This window comes from Lactobacillus sp. UMNPBX12 (assembly GCF_002553955.1).
In the GTDB taxonomy this organism is placed as follows: Bacteria; Bacillota; Bacilli; order Lactobacillales; family Lactobacillaceae; genus Lactobacillus; species Lactobacillus crispatus.
Window position 1 is genome coordinate 41,529 of sequence record NZ_PCYY01000010.1, and the last position, 15,803, is coordinate 57,331.

At 34.7% G+C, this 15,803-nt stretch carries 14 protein-coding genes and 1 other RNA gene; 12 read left to right on the forward strand and 3 right to left on the reverse strand.

Annotation, left to right across the window (positions count from 1 at the left end; genetic code table 11):
- The first annotated feature begins 16 nt into the window (after window positions 1-16).
- From rnpB to CP363_RS05615, 4 genes are all read left to right on the forward strand, one after another.
- An RNA gene (gene rnpB, locus CP363_RS05600) (RNase P RNA component class B) lies at window positions 17-384 on the forward strand.
- 66 nt (window positions 385-450) lie between these two features.
- Window positions 451-1,575, forward strand: a complete 1,125-nt coding sequence (locus CP363_RS05605) for a class I SAM-dependent RNA methyltransferase (RefSeq protein ID WP_005719674.1) — start codon at window positions 451-453, stop codon at window positions 1,573-1,575.
- A gap of 3 nt (window positions 1,576-1,578) precedes the next feature.
- Window positions 1,579-2,811, forward strand: a complete 1,233-nt coding sequence (locus tag CP363_RS05610) for a metallophosphoesterase (protein ID WP_005722382.1) — start codon at window positions 1,579-1,581, stop codon at window positions 2,809-2,811.
- Window positions 2,812-2,860: 49 nt separating this feature from the next.
- On the forward strand, window positions 2,861-3,298 hold the full coding sequence (locus tag CP363_RS05615; RefSeq protein ID WP_068813568.1) for a hypothetical protein: 438 nt from the start codon (window positions 2,861-2,863) through the stop codon (window positions 3,296-3,298).
- Between the two features lie 141 nt (window positions 3,299-3,439).
- On the opposite strand, the gene CP363_RS05620 is transcribed toward CP363_RS05615, so the two are convergent.
- Both CP363_RS05620 and CP363_RS05625 read right to left on the reverse strand, forming a co-directional pair.
- Window positions 3,440-4,063: a non-canonical purine NTP pyrophosphatase gene (locus CP363_RS05620; protein WP_005722384.1), complete on the reverse strand. Its 624-nt coding sequence runs from the start codon at window positions 4,061-4,063 to the stop codon at window positions 3,440-3,442.
- A 397-nt stretch (window positions 4,064-4,460) separates the two neighbouring features.
- On the reverse strand, window positions 4,461-5,510 hold the full coding sequence (locus CP363_RS05625) for an IS30 family transposase (RefSeq protein WP_098035979.1): 1,050 nt from the start codon (window positions 5,508-5,510) through the stop codon (window positions 4,461-4,463).
- 531 nt (window positions 5,511-6,041) lie between these two features.
- On the opposite strand from CP363_RS05625, the gene CP363_RS05635 reads away from it, so the two are divergent.
- The 7 genes from CP363_RS05635 to CP363_RS05665 all read left to right on the forward strand — a co-directional run bounded on the left by CP363_RS05635 (window position 6,042) and on the right by CP363_RS05665 (window position 12,991).
- Window positions 6,042-6,398: a hypothetical protein gene (locus tag CP363_RS05635; protein ID WP_005719668.1), complete on the forward strand. Its 357-nt coding sequence runs from the start codon at window positions 6,042-6,044 to the stop codon at window positions 6,396-6,398.
- A gap of 97 nt (window positions 6,399-6,495) precedes the next feature.
- The gene (locus CP363_RS05640; protein WP_061204727.1) at window positions 6,496-7,104 is read left to right on the forward strand and encodes a hypothetical protein; all 609 of its coding nucleotides are present in this window, start codon (window positions 6,496-6,498) and stop codon (window positions 7,102-7,104) included.
- Window positions 7,105-7,129: 25 nt separating this feature from the next.
- A complete protein-coding gene (locus CP363_RS05645) occupies window positions 7,130-7,786 on the forward strand; it encodes a hypothetical protein (RefSeq protein ID WP_061204726.1) in 657 nt (218 codons plus the stop codon).
- 46 nt (window positions 7,787-7,832) lie between these two features.
- Window positions 7,833-8,588 carry a hypothetical protein gene (locus tag CP363_RS05650; protein ID WP_065990339.1) on the forward strand — a complete coding sequence of 252 codons (756 nt, stop codon included), beginning with the start codon at window positions 7,833-7,835 and terminating at the stop codon, window positions 8,586-8,588.
- 11 nt (window positions 8,589-8,599) lie between these two features.
- On the forward strand, window positions 8,600-9,151 hold the full coding sequence (locus CP363_RS05655; RefSeq protein WP_065990337.1) for a cysteine hydrolase family protein: 552 nt from the start codon (window positions 8,600-8,602) through the stop codon (window positions 9,149-9,151).
- 161 nt (window positions 9,152-9,312) lie between these two features.
- Window positions 9,313-9,549: a replication initiator protein A gene (locus CP363_RS05660; RefSeq protein WP_098035980.1), complete on the forward strand. Its 237-nt coding sequence runs from the start codon at window positions 9,313-9,315 to the stop codon at window positions 9,547-9,549.
- A gap of 61 nt (window positions 9,550-9,610) precedes the next feature.
- Entirely contained in the window at window positions 9,611-12,991 is a 3,381-nt protein-coding gene (locus tag CP363_RS05665; protein WP_233187141.1) for a DEAD/DEAH box helicase, read from the forward strand.
- Between the two features lie 117 nt (window positions 12,992-13,108).
- Here the strand turns inward: CP363_RS05665 and plsY are convergent, their stop codons facing one another.
- On the reverse strand, window positions 13,109-13,744 hold the full coding sequence (gene plsY, locus CP363_RS05670; RefSeq protein ID WP_005719656.1) for a glycerol-3-phosphate 1-O-acyltransferase PlsY: 636 nt from the start codon (window positions 13,742-13,744) through the stop codon (window positions 13,109-13,111).
- 98 nt (window positions 13,745-13,842) lie between these two features.
- Here plsY and parE point away from each other — a divergent pair, with 98 nt between their 5' ends.
- On the forward strand, window positions 13,843-15,789 hold the full coding sequence (parE, locus tag CP363_RS05675; RefSeq protein ID WP_098035981.1) for a DNA topoisomerase IV subunit B: 1,947 nt from the start codon (window positions 13,843-13,845) through the stop codon (window positions 15,787-15,789).
- Window positions 15,790-15,803: the final 14 nt, after the last annotated feature.

The following is a 15,803-nucleotide window of genomic DNA, read 5'->3' on the forward strand; positions in this document are numbered from 1 at the left end:
AATGATTAACAGTGTGAATTTTGAGTAGGCGCGGCTAGCTTATGTTAGCTGAGGAAAGTCCACGCACACACAGACTGCGATGTTTGTAGTGATCGTATTCAGCCTAACAAGCTGGAGGGGGACGTTAGTCTTCACGGCGGAAAAAGTGCTAAATCTTCGGACATGCATTACTATCCTGAAAAGTGCCACAGTGACGAAGCAAGGTCAGAAATGACTTTGGTGGAACGAGGTAAACCCTGCGAGTGTGAAACCCAAATTTGGTGGGGGAGTTTCGGCCTAAGGAAATGAACTAAAGGTCGGATTATTGCTTTAAGCAGTAAAGATAGATGACTACTGAAGGTAATCTTTGCCAGAGATTATTGGAACAAAACGTGGCTTATAGAAATTCACACAGGCAGAGTTGGGCTTTTAGGTCCAGCTCTTTTTTATTTTGAAAATGAAAGAGTAACAATGAAAGAATACCAACTTTACGCAACTATGGGCGCTGGTTTTGAAAGTGTCGTTAATAAAGAATTACAGTCTATGGGGTATAAGACCCGTGTTGAAAATGGTCGTGTCTTTTTTAAGGGTGGTCAAGAAGATATAGTTAGAACTAATCTTTGGCTGAGAACAGCTGATCGAATTAAAATTTTGCTAAAAGAGTTTAGAGCAACAGATTTTGATACCTTATTTAATGAGATTTATGATTTTGATTGGGCTGAATTATTGCCTGTTGACGCTAAGTTTCCTGTTCAAGGTAGAGCTGTAAAATCCAAATTGCACTCTGAACCAGATGTACAGTCAATTGTAAAAAAGGCAATTGTTAATAAGATGGTTGACCAGTACCATCGTCGTGGCTTTTTGCCAGAAACTGGTAATGAATATCCCTTAGATATTCATATTTATAAAAATGTAGCTCGAATTTCGCTAGATACTACAGGCGCTAGTTTGTTTAAACGTGGCTATCGAGTAGAGCATGGTGGAGCCCCTATGAAAGAAAACTTTGCGGCCGGGCTATTAAAACTAACTCCATATAATGGTACTCACCCCTTAATTGATCCTATGACTGGTTCAGGAACTTTAGCTATTGAGGCAGCATTAATTGCTAAAAATATAGCACCAGGAACCTGGCGTAAATTTGCCTTTGATGGTTTTGACTGGTTTAACCCTAAACTACATAATGAAGTATTGGCAAAGGCTAAGAGTGAAGTTAAGCCGCTTGAAGCACCGATTTGGGCTAGTGATATTGATCAGTCTGTTCTTGAAGTAGCTAAATTAAATGCTCACAATGCAGGTGTATTGCAAGATATTCGCTTTAAACAAATCGCAGTTAAAGACTTTACTACTGATCTAGAAAATGGAATTATAATTGCGAACCCACCTTATGGTAAGCGATTGAAGGATCGTGAGTCGGCAGAAGAGCTGTATCGCCAAATGGGAGAAGTACTTAGACCGCTTAGTTCGTTCAGTCAGTATTACTTAACTGCAGATCCTAACTTTGAAAAATGTTTTGGTGCAAAAGCTACTAAGAAGCGCAAACTATTTAACGGAAATTTGCGGGTTGATTTCTATCAGTATTGGGCTAACAGAAGGTAAGAAATGATTACAAAAGAGCTTAACACAGAATTTTGGGTGATCTCGGATACGCACCTAATCGCAGATAGTTTACATGATGAAGGACAAGCCTTTTCACGCATGCAAAAAACTAGTCAAGGTAAGGATTTGTATTATCAAGAAATAGCCCTTTCTGCTTTTATGCGAATGGCACAAAGAAAAAAGCCTGCCGCAATTATTGTAACTGGTGATGTGACATTTAACGGTGAACGAGTTTCTGCTGAGAAATTTGCCCAAATTTTTAAGCCGTTGAAAGAAACTAAAGTGTTAGTTTTACCTGGAAATCACGACATTTTTGATGGGTGGGCTAGAGAATTTCGTGGTAAAAAACAGTTCTATGCTGGTGAAATTAGCCCAATGTTTTGGCGCTCGATCTTTGATAAATCATATCGTGAGGCCTTAGATGAAGACGATAATTCATTGGCTTACAGTGTCCAACTGAATCCGCAATATCTTTTAGTTTTAGCGGATTCAAATATTTATGGAAAAGAAGAGACAACAGAAGCACCGCACACTCACGGCGAGATTGGAAAAGTACAATTAAAATGGATTGAAAAACAATTTCGTTATGCGCAGGAACATCAGTTACGTCCGGTTTTATTTATGCATCATAATTTATATGCACATAATCCAGCAGTTAACAAGGGCTATGTAGTTGATGACGCTGTTGAGCTACGACGTTTGTGTGCGCGTTACAACGTGAAATTAGCTTTTTCTGGTCATATTCATGCTCAAAATATTATGGGACCACAAGACATGACGCCTACAACTGAGATCGTTACATCAAGTTTTTGTTCTAATGATCAAGGCTATGGAGTAGTGCGAGTTCATTCACGGCACATTACATATGTGCGGCGTAATTTTGATATGACAAGATATTTAACGGATGAGGAAAAGGAAAATTATACTTTAGTTCATTATCATAAGTATTTAAAAGATCTACAGCTTGGTAGTATTTCTGCGGATATGATGCAAAGTGAATTAAATCAGTATCACGAAGACATCGAGTTAGTTAGGGCGATGGGGAATTTGTTTGGCTGGATGAACTATCATTTCTTTAATGGTCATAATCATATAAAGGCTAGCGAGTTGAATAAAATCCATGCTTCTAAAGAATATCAAGTTTTGATTAAGCACCATCCTGAGTATCGGTTATATCTAAAGACGCTGTACGACACAAGTGATCACTCTAATTTACAAGTGAAGATACGATACTAAACAAATTTTAGTATAATGGATACTGATTCTAAAGAAAGCGGACATGATTATGTTAAAAGATGAAACAAAATTTGATCGATTAGGGCAAAAGCTTTTTATGAAAGGTGTTTTGCAAGACTTCGAAAAGAAAAATGGTCCAATTAAGGGCAGAATGATGGTTACAGAAGGAAAGATTCCGCCGGAAATGTTAACTAAGCTGCAATCTGAATTGATGAATAGTAGTAATTGGATTGTAGTTGAAGGTAGTTTTGATTTTTATAATTATACTGTCGGCATGATTGTAGATTTGACTACAGGTAAGCCATTAGCAAATGGATGGTTGGTACCACAATTGGGTCACCCAGGGATGCAACCTGCAGAGAAATGGCAAGAATTTTTGATTGAAAAAGTCGTTGATGCAATCGATGAAAAAGGTAAGATTAATTTGCCGCTATATGTTTGGATTTCAGATCGTAGTGATTTGACCAAGACTGATCAAGATTTATAAAAATATTTTTAATTATGTAAAGCTTAAACAAAAAGGTAGGTCAATTTTGACCTACCTTTTTTAGGATTTATTTATGAGTATTAAGAAGTTATTGAATTAAGTAAGTAGATATTATTTAACCAGTTTAATTTTCAAAGTGAGCTAGTTATTAATTGCCTGAGCAGATTTTTGAGCATCCCACCAATCGGGTAAATCACACAATAACTTATTTAATGTATTATTGCGGTGCGAAATTGAGTTTCTCTCATTGAGATTCATTTCTGCAAAGGTTTTTCCTAGTTCTGGAACTACGAATAAAGCATCGTAACCATAGTTACTGCTACCATGTGGATACTTAGCAATTAATCCACTGATCCTACCAGCACTAACAATATCATTGCTTTCTTGACCTGGCCAAGTAAAGACAAAGGTAGTGTAGTAGCTAGCTGTCCTTTTTTCACTAGAAACTCCACCTAAATAGCCTAATAATTTAGCTTTATCATCTTGACCATTATGGTGGTAAGGCAAGATTCCTAAAGAGTTAAGTAGATAATCAACACTTAGACCTGAGCTTTCTGATAATGTAGGCAAATTGGTAAATTCAGCTAAACGATGTGCTGTAGCTCTAGCATTACTTAAAAATGTTGCCTCAGAATATGACTTTTGTGGTGCATAATCTACTTCAGCTAAACCAACTACTTTGATAGGAAGACTAAGCTGGTTAAGTTTATCTTGTAATTCATTAATTTTATTTTGGTCATATGTTGTAAATAATAAACTATCCATTATTTTCCCCATGCTTTCAAAAATAGATATACCATTTATAGTGTATCCGCTTTCATATACTGCACAGTCATTGTCTTATCTTTGTGAAGTAAAGTCAAGCATAGATAATAGCTTTTATCAAAAAGTCCATATACTTCAGGTTTTTAAACTGAATAATGTTATTTTTAATGACTAAGATTGTGAAAATTATAATATGAATTCATTTCAATTTAGATTACTTTTATATTTATACCAATCTTGTATAACCTTTTGATATATAATTTCTCTGAGGTTGTTTTTTTATATGAAAAAACGAAATATATTTATCACACTAAACTTGTATCAAATTACACAAGATAGAGTGATTAATCAATTAATAAAAAAATAAAATCGTAAATTGCAATAATAAATTGAACACTTAAGCTGCTTGATAGATGCGATCTAATTCTCTTTCAAAAATTTCATCTGGTGTATGATATGCCAATATTTTTCTTGGTAGCGAATTGCACCAGGTTTCAATGTCAATGATTTCCTGAAGAGAATAGTTATTGATGTAATCACCCTTAGGAATGAATCTGCGAATGAGCCCATTATGTCTTTCAACAGTGCCTTTATCGCAAGAAGTATATGGATGGGCGTAATAGACTATGGTATTAGATACTTCCTCTAGATTGGAAAGATCCGCAAACTCTGAACCATTGTCAGTTGTAATTGTCTTGAAGATTTCATTCCAGTGCTCACTATACTGCTTATGTAGAGTTTGAAAAGCGCTCATAACACTGGCAGCTGTCTTGTCTGGAATACGCAAGATTAGAAACTCACGGCTCATTCGCTCAGACAAAGTTAGCAGTACTTGATCATCTCTAGTCTTATGTCCTAAGACTAGGTCGCATTCCCAGTGACCAAACTCTTTTCGATCATTAATCTCTTTAGGGCGTTCTTCAATGCTTCGACCTAATTTCTTCTTGTTCTTATGAACACGATGAATTTTAGTATTACGCTTTAACTTCTCAGGCAAATCAGAGTTTCTGATAGCCAACAAGCCTTGATCTACATAGTTATATAGAGTTCTAGTGCAGACTATCTGGTCGCTGCTAAATTCACCCACAGCCAAGCAGCGATTGGCACATACATCAAGTGACCAATTGTCTTCAAAGAAATGCTTATTGACATACTTGATAAAGTCAGATTTCTTCAAGAAGTCTGATTTGCGACCACAGTGGCGTCGGTTAGCTTGATAAACTTCATTTCCACGTTCTGCTTTGTACCGCTTTTGTTTACCGTGATAAAGCAAAACTGTACCACGTTTGATTTCATAGCTAATCGTAGAAGGAGAACAACCAATCTCACGAGCAATTGCTCTAAGAGAAAATCCATCTTTGATACGAGTTTGGATAATAACTCGCTCTTCTAATGACAAATGTTTTCCTTTTTTGTGCTTAGGCATGATAGAATGTAAAGAGTCCATTTGTGACCTCGTTTCAAGATGTTTTGTGGTAATTACATTCTATCAAACGGGTCCAGATGGACTTTTTATTTTTCTAAAGTGTTCAATTTGATTTTACAATCGGCGAAAAAAATAAAATTGTATTTTAATAAAAAAGAGAAAATCTTTTTTAGATTTTCTCAATTATGATTAACTAGCTATTAAAAATTTCCATAATGCATTATTAGTGTACCAGTTTTGCGGTTGAATTGCTCCTAGACAGGCTACAATAATATAAATTGCTAATGTTGAGATTATGAATGCAATGCCTAAGTTGACAATGTTGAATGGAAAGGTAGTTTTATGTTGTTTCATTGCGATGTGAATGGCGAAAGCCAACAGAACCAAGCCTATAATAATTCCAAATTGATAATAAATGCTCATTTTCTCTCCTAAGTTACAGTTAAAAGTATACGTTAAAATCGGATTAAAGAGTGATTTTTATTTATCTAGCCTCTTTATTTTATCAAAATCAATGTTATATTAGAGAGGTAGAAAGAAGATTATGTACATATGTCTGTAGATATTTACAATGAAAAACTTGAACCATACGACGATGGTAAGCGTCATAAATTTAGTGGTACTTTTGATAGATTAAACGATCGCTTAGCTATTTTTAAGGATTTGCGTATTGCAGGTGCTGGTGGCAATCCAATTGTTAAGCAGTTAGCACTGCATTACTTGAAAACTTTCAAAGACCTTGATTTGAAGAGGGGCGATGTAGTTGAATTTGAAGGCATGGTTGAAAAAGATTCTAACAATGGCTTCACAATTGAACGCCCAACTCAAGCAGAAAAAATCAGATCAGCAGCTGCCGATGATGCTAAAGTTGACGTGGTTGGCGATGATTGGAATTGGTTTGAAAATTAGTTAACGGAAGTGACTTACGAGATGTAAGCCGCTTTTATTTTTGAAATTTAAGTCATAGCTAGAAATGTAGTAAAATTAAGCTTGTAAGGAGAATTAGATGCACTTTGATATCTTTAATCGAAAAACTGTCTCAACTGATAAAATGTTTTTCCAGACAACATTAAATCCTAAGCAAGCAATAATCATTGGCAATGGTGCTAAATTTCGACGTTGGGTTTTCTTTTCTACTAATTTTGCTACATTTTATGTAATCATTCTGTCAGCTATTAGTATTTTATTAATTAAGTCTAATGTTTCTGTACTAATTTGTTTACTATTAGCATTAGCAAATTTAGTAATTAATCGCTCAATACCTCGTTATTGGCAAACTTTCTTTGGCCCGAATGCTGAATATGGAAAAAATCATCGTCCAGCTATTTTGCCTATTTTATATATCATAACCTTGTTCGGTTGGCTTTGGAGCGTATCACATTTCGTAGGATCTTTAACTTTTATTACTGGTACATTTGTGCTAGTAGGTCTTGCAGGTAGTTTGTTATCGCTCTGGATATGGATGAATTTGAATACTCTTAGTTGTGTTCCAATCAGTGAATTACAATGGCGAAACAATGCCAAACGCAGGGGAATGTCTGATGAAGACATTGATAAGGTTATTGCTAGTTTAAAAAAGCGTAGAGCAATATATTTTAGTAAACACGATAAATAAAATTATAGACGAAAGATAGAATTTAATGACAGATTTTACAGAATTTGAAAGTACAATTTTTTCATCAGACGATAATTTTGCCATTCGAAAAATTAAACATAATGTCATTTTGACGTATCGCACTCAAGATGGTGAAAAAGAATATGAAAGCCTAAGTAAGAATACATATCGTGTATTTTTTGAAAATAATCTTGAAGTTAGTCGACTGTATCCACCTGATGAATTCAGTCACAATTGGCTAATCCAAATTTTAATGCCGCAACTTTCAATTAATTCGCTCAAATCTATGGCGATTGCCTTAACTACATTAGAAAGAATTGCGCAAAGTCAAGAAGGCATGCAATTATCTGAATATGTTAAAAATAGTGAGTTAGTAGAAATAAAGTCCTGGTTTGATCTGCGCAATAAATTGCGAAAAATATCCAAAGCTTATAGCCTAATTAAGCAAAGTACTGATCAAACAACACAGTGGCTAGGAAGTGATGGACATCGTTATCGTGAAGTGATTTTAGCCAATAGTTTACGGCTTAATTATGGTCAAGATGAAGTTGTTCGTTTAATTCCAATTAAAAATAATTGGGTTATTCAGTTTGTTAAAACTGATTTCAGTGCAACTGATGGCGTAATTGATCAGCTTTTTGCGGCATTAACATTATTGACTCAATATGTAAAACAAATTTAAATCAGAGATGAAACATATTCTTTATGCCCTTAATGGGACTTTTTTCATGTTACTCGTTCCGGCTTTATTTGTATTAGCATTACGACAATTAAGCCATGAAGCTAACCAAAAATTGGTAAATACATTTGGTTTTAATAGTCAAATTATTGCTGGCGGATTAGGAATTATTGTTCATGAACTTAGTCATTTGATTATGGCTATAATTTTTGGTCATCATATTAATGCGGTTAGTTTATTGCGCATCCCTAGTAATACCAATGATATGTCACTTGGCTATGTTAAACATACTTGGTCTCCTACATCTACTTATCAAAAGGTGGGTAATGCTTTTATTGGCATTGCACCTGTATTAGGATGCACCTTGCTGATTTACATAATCATGCGTACATTGAATGCACCTATTTCATTGGTTCAGAATCAGCTTACTACTCAGTTATTAAGTAATGGTAATGCACCTAACTGGAATTTCTTAACTCATAGTTGGATTTATATTTTTGAATTATTTCAGCTTAATTTTGATTCAATATGGCACTCAATTGTTGCTTTATTGCTAGTAATCAGTCTATGTTTTGGTGGATTCGATTTAAGCGAGGCTGATATAAGTAGTGGCAAATATGCTTTTTTAGGATTAATTGGTATAACCTTTATCATGCTTCTCTTAGTTTCTTTTCTAGGCTTTCACGCTGCATTATTACCGTTTTTAGTTAATATTACTGTCTGGATTTATTTGGTATTCATTATATCAATAGTAATTTTAGCAATAATTAATTTAATTATGTATATTTTAAATATTATTTTATAAAGGAGAAAATAATGGCAAAAGCGTTATTAGTTATCGACTATAGTAAAGACTTTGTAGCTGATGATGGAGCTCTTACTTGTGGCAAGCCTGCTCAAGCAATTGATCAACGTATTACAGAACTGTGTAAACAGTTTCTACAAAATAAAGATTGTGTGATTTTCCCGATGGACGCGCACTTAAAAAATGATCCATATCACCCTGAAACTAAATTATATCCACCGCATAATATTATTGGAACTGCTGGCCGTGAAGTATATGGTCAAACGGGTAAATGGTATTTAGAAAACAAAGATAATGATCATGTTTTATTAATGGATAAAAATCGTTATTCAGCTTTTCAAAATACTAATTTAGATAATTATTTACGTGAACGCCATATTCATGACCTGACACTAACTGGTGTTTGTACTGATATTTGTGTATTGCACACAGCGATTGCGGCATATAATTTAGACTATGAAATTACAATTCCACGTTCTGCTGTTGCTACTTTTACATCAAATGGCGATGAATGGGCAATGGCTCACTTTAAAAATGCATTAGGTGCGAATATTGCTGATTAATTTAATGGCCTGCATAATTTACTAAAGAGGTCAAAATGTATACAAATATTCGTAAGTTTAAAAAGGGCGGAAACTACCCGGAACAGCAAAATGGGCTACCACAAGCATTTTTTCATAATCCCAAGTATAAGAAGTTAAGCCCCGATGCATGATACCTATACATGATATTTACGATGAGAATGATTGATTCACAAACCAATGGATGGGTAGATGCTGACGGTAATATGTATATTATTTATTCTAATCAAGAGCTAATGGATGACATGCATTGCAATTCTTATACGGTGAAACGACTAAAGAAAGAATTGGTTAATCATGATTTGTTATTCGAAGAAGATGCTCCTGCAGGACATGATGATAGGTTATATCCTTTAAGAATTAATGAAAACGAAAAATGATAAAAGACATTGGTAAATACGGCCAATGTCTTTTATTTAGTATTAGTAAAGAAAATAACTAATGTATCCGCATCAGGATAAGGCTCTGAATGAACACTTAAGAAATTTTGCAATTTATGATTGTATTCAATATTATTTTCACTGTAAACACGAGGTTGCGGCTTTACTTGCAGTAGAAAACGAACAAGAAAATGAACATAACGTTAAAGTCCCTTTTGCTGACTTAATTTCTGAACATCTTAAGCAAATGATCGCACATAAAAGCCCAGTACTTAACCCCTTAAATTTGATTGGCAATATGAAATTTACCAAAAAAAGTTATGATCAGGCACTGGAACTTAATGATCACTGGTCGATTAGTAGTTGTCGGCATTTTGATGATAAGATGCGTAAATATGAATATTTTTGGGAGATAGTAACAGAGGACAATGAGTTAATTACATTATCTGTGCAATTTACTCGCTGGCAAATTATATCAATTAAATTTGATAGTGATTTTTCCCGTATTGAAAAAGATAGTGTTAGAATATTAGCTCTGTTTTACTTTATTAATGAGTATCTTGATGACGATCCATTTGATTTAACTAACCAGGCCGCTGAAGATCTACTTGAATTTTATAGTGACGCTTCTACCCAAAATGATGAGCCGATTATTTTGCGGGCAAGTATTGATAAGTATAATAACATCCCTAGTTTGACGTTTAAATTAGGAAAGAACAAGCATCTTTATAAAGTTAAAGATCTTAATCAACTAGTAGATGCATCCCGACACAGCTCTTCTCTAAAGCTAGGTAAATTTTTCAACGAGCCTATAAATCAGGCTAAAATGGATATTGATAGTCAACACTGGTTATCTTTTATTGAAAAAATTATAGATGCTCGTAATCTAAACGAAGAATTTTATTATAATTACAGTAGTCAGGTTGGTCGCATTACACTAGAGAACTCTGTGGCCGATGAAGTTAATGATTTACTTTATCAAGACGTAAAGTTGTACTCAAATGAGCAGCCTATAGGATATACAACTGATCAACTAGATTTAAACATTAAAATTGAAACTCAAAAGTCATCTGCTTTAGTTAGTGTAGAGGATCTTCCAGTTTCTACTATAATTACTGGGAGTCATGCGTATTATGGCTATTACAAAGATGTATGGATCAAATATATAGGTCTTACGCCTGCTTCTTTGCATAATTTAGGATTGCAGCCTGGTGCTGAAATGCAATTTAGTAAAAAGACCGTTGCTAAGTTTGCACATAATATTTTGCCTAAATTTGAGCAAACAAAGTTTATATTAGTGTCTGGTACTGATGAATTGAAAGCTATTTTGCCACCAGAGGCCCATTTTTTGTTTAAATTAGATTATCGTGTAGGCAGTATTTTATGTATGGCTCGAGTACAGTATGGGGATGCACAATACGAGTTAAATCAAGGATATACTGAAGAGGACCGACGCGATGTTGAAAAAGAGACCGCAGCATGGAAGCACATTAATACATATTTTAGTGATTATCAGCATGGGCGGTATGTTTTATCCAATGAAGAATCGGATGTCGTACAAGCTTTTCTAGATGATGGTATCAATGAGTTGAAACGATTAGGCGAAGTACAAATTACAGCTAACTTTAGATCACTTTTAAAGGGAATAAAGATTAATTTGGATGTTGGAGTAGGTATCAACCTGACTAATGAATTATTAGATATCGATCTTGCTGATCAAAAGATGAGCTGGGAAGACATTCAAGCGGCTTTGAAAGCCTACCAAGAAAAGCGAAAATATTTTGTTTTAAAAAATGGAATGCTAGCTAAGGCAGAACAACCGACAATTGAACAATTGGCACAAACTTTGCATGATTTAGGTATTAGTTTTAAGGATTTCATTCACGGTAAATTACATTTACCAGCATATCGTGCCTTTTATTTTGCTAAGCAAATGAAAGCTGCTAATGCACTGCATTTCTCAACTAATGAATCCTTTAATACTCTGATTAATGATTTAGCTAAGAATCAGTTGAAGCAAAATCAAATACCAGTTAGTTTGCAAAATATTTTGCGTCCATATCAGAAGATAGGTTTTAATTGGCTAAGCACTATCGTTAATTATAAATTTGGCGGGCTACTTGCTGATGAGATGGGATTAGGTAAAACCTTGCAGATTATTAGTCTTCTTTTAGCTCGCAAAGAAAAAATGCAAAATCAGTTACCTAGCTTAATCGTTGCGCCTGCTTCTGTTATCTATAATTGGCAGGCAGAAGTTAAAAAGTTCGCACCTAGCCTTAATGTGGCTCTATTAGATGGCACTAAAAAAGAACGAGAGAGATTGATTTTAGATGCTAAAAAGTATGATCTGCTAATCAGTTCATATCAATCGCTTAATCGAGATCTAGAAGCGTATCAAAATCTAATTTTTGATGTAGAAGTAATTGATGAAGCACAAAATATTAAGAATCAGCAATCAGTTACCGCCAAGACAGTCAAAGTCATTAAAGCGCATCATAAACTGGCTCTAACAGGAACACCGATTGAAAATAAATTGAGCGAGTTATGGAGTGTTTTTGATTACTTAATGCCAGGTTTTTTAGGTTCATATCCTGACTTTAGGAAAAAGTATGAATTACCGATTGTTAAAGAGCAAGATAAAGAAGCCGAAGATCAATTAGCTAATATGGTAATACCCTTTATCTTGCGGCGTCTAAAAAAAGATGTGCTACGTGACTTACCCGACAAAGATGAAGAAATTGTGCCTGTTAAAATGAATAAGAAACAAGCTGATTTGTATAATATGCAGACGCAAAAGATTATCGCTCAATTAAATAGACAGGGGGATGAAGACTTTAAGAGATCGCGTTTTCAAATTTTGGCTCAGATTAATAAATTACGTGAAATTTGTTGTGATCCTCATTTGCTTTATGAAAACTATCATGGCAAGTCTAATAAATTAATTGCTACAATTGAGTTGATTAAGAATAATCTAGCAAATGGACATAAAATTTTATTGTTTTCACAGTTCACAGCTATGCTAGATATTTTGTATGAAAACCTTGCCAGATTAAGACTACCTTTATTTACTATTACTGGATCAACACCTAAAACTAAGCGTCAAGAACAAGTTCAAAAGTTTAATCAAATGGCTCAACCAGGGGTCTTTTTGATTTCATTAAAAGCAGGCGGAACAGGCATTAACTTGACTGGTGCTGATGTTGTAATTCATTATGATCCTTGGTGGAACTTGGCCGCAGAAAAACAGGCGACGGATCGAGCTCATAGAATTGGTCAAAAGCATTCTGTTAAGATTTATAAGATGGTTACAGAAGACAGTATTGAAGAGAGAATCATTGCTTTACAGCAAAAGAAAGCAGAATTAGCTGATATAATTTTGCAAAATGATCAGATTGCTGATGCAACAATGAGTAAAGACGATTTAATTAAGATTTTGAAATAAATAGATCATTATAATAAAATAAAAATATTTGTTTGCACTTGCGAACTATTGTTTGCAAAAGTATAATATTTAGGTAAACAAAAACCAACAAGCTAAATGCTTGCTGGTTTTATAATTTTAGTTTGAGTTAGTATGTTTCTTTTTATACCAATACACTAGACCGAATGGAACCAGATTCTCTTGGTGATGTTCGATTCGAATAATATTGCTTCGGTGACTCCAGTAAATTAAGATTACGAGCAATCCACTGATAATGCTCAAGGCAAGATCGTGGAAAAAGAATGAAGCAATAAAGATTAGAACTACTGAGATCAAACTAGTTAATGAAACCATACTTGTAATAAATAAGATAGGGAAGAAGATTAACGCACAGATCAAGAAAAAATGGACATTATATCCTAGTAAAAATCCAGCGGAAGTTGCTACTGCCTTGCCTCCTTTGAACTTTAAAAAGACAGGAAAAGCATGGCCTAAAATTGCAGCTAAGCCAAAAATCAAGCAAAGATAATGTGGTCCTAGTTTAAAAATTATTGGTAATACTGTAGCAAAAGTTCCTTTGAGAAAATCTACTATAAAGACAATGATTCCAGCAGCTGGTCCTAATACTCTAAAGGTATTAGTCGTTCCGATATTTCCTGATCCGTATTTCCTAATATCTTTATGAAAAAAGATATTACCCACTAACACACCTGTTGGGAATGATCCAATCAAGTATGCTAAAATAAACAACGATGCAAATTTTAATGCAAACATATTTAACAACACTCCTATTAATCTATCGCTATTTTAGCAAAGATTATCTTTTAAATATATGGTGCTGGTTAAATTAATGAACAAGTGGAGGAATTTTAGTGGCAAAAGCTAATACTTATGATGATTCTTCAATTCAAATTTTACATGGCCTAGAAGCCGTTCGTAAAAGACCTGGTATGTATATTGGTTCAACTGATATTCATGGTCTTAATCAATTAGTGTATGAAATCGTCGATAACTCTGTCGACGAAGCCATGGCTGGTTTTGGTAAAGAAATTGATGTAACCATTCATTCAGATAATAGTGTTACTGTAAGAGACTTTGGGCGTGGTATGCCGACAGGAATGCACAAATCGGGTAAGCCCACAATTGAAGTTATTTTAACTGTATTACATGCTGGTGGTAAGTTTACTGAACAAAATTATAAAACTTCAGGCGGGTTGCATGGCGTAGGTTCATCCGTTGTTAATGCACTTTCAAGTTATATGAAGGTTAGAGTCGTTCGCGATGGTAAAGCTTATGAAGAAGAATTTAAAGATGGTGGGCATCCGGTAGGTACATTAAAGTGTGTAGGAAAGACAAAAGAGCCAACAGGGACTACCATTACGTTTAAGCCAGATGAGACTATCTTTTCAACCACGAAGTATAAGTATGAGACAATTCAGGAGAGAATTCGTGAATCTGCTTTTCTACTTAAAGGGGTTAAATTTGTCTTAACAGATGAGCGTGAGCCAGAACATCATGATGTTTTTCAGTATGATGATGGAATTAAATCGTTTGTTAAGTATTTAAACGAAGGTAAAGGCACAATTAGTGATGTCTTTTATTTTGAAGGCAAGCAAGATGGCATGGAAATTGAATTTTCAGGTCAATATAGTGATGGATATTCAGAAAATTTAGTTTCATTTGTTAACAATGTTAGAACTGGTGATGGTGGTACCCATGAGTCAGGTGCTCGTAGTGGATTTACACGTGCATTTAACGATTATGCTAAAAAGCAGGGTCTACTAGGTAAAAAAGATAAAAATATTGATGGTTCTGATTATCGTGAAGGGCTTAGCGCGGTTTTATCTGTTAAAATCCCTGAAGAATTACTTGAATTTGAAGGACAGACTAAGGGCAAATTAGGTACTCCACAAGCACGTTCTGCTGTAGATTCACTTGTTTATGAGAAAATGTCTTACTATTTAATGGAAAATGGTGAGCTGGCTCAGGAACTAGTTAAGAAGGCTCAAAGGGCTAGGGATGCACGTGAAGCAGCTAAAAAGGCACGTGATGAAAGCAGAAATGGTAAAAAGAGACGAAAAAAAGAAGTTTTGTCTGGTAAATTAACGCCAGCTCAATCACGAAATCCTAAAAAGAATGAATTATTCTTGGTCGAAGGTGATTCAGCTGGTGGATCTGCTAAGCAAGGTAGAGACAGAAGATTTCAAGCAATTTTGCCTCTTCGTGGTAAAGTATTAAATACTCAAAAGGCAAAATTGCAGGATATCTTTAAAAACGAAGAAATTAATACTATGATTTATACCATTGGTGCTGGTGTAGGAGCCGAGTTTAATGTTGATGACTCTAATTATGATAAAGTCATTATCATGACTGACGCCGACGATGATGGTGCTCACATTCAGATCTTGCTATTAACATTCTTTTATCGTTATATGCGGCCGATGATTGAACACGGAAAAGTTTATATTGCTCTGCCACCGCTTTATCGCTTACAAAAAGGTCGAGGTAAAAAGACGCAAGTTCAATATGCATGGACTGATGAAGAACTAGCTGATGATGAAAAGAAAATGGGACGTGGCTATTCGCTGCAGCGATTCAAAGGTTTAGGTGAAATGAACGCGGAACAGCTATGGGCTACTACTATGGATCCTCAATCGAGAATGTTAATCAGAGTTAAAATTGACGATGCTGCTCTTGCTGAGAGACGAGTTACTACCTTAATGGGTGATAAAGTAGCCGCAAGAAGAAAGTGGATTGAAGAAAATGTTAAATTCAGAATGGGCGAAGACGGCTCAATTCTAGAATCCGAAGATGAATAAAAGAAGGTTTTAAA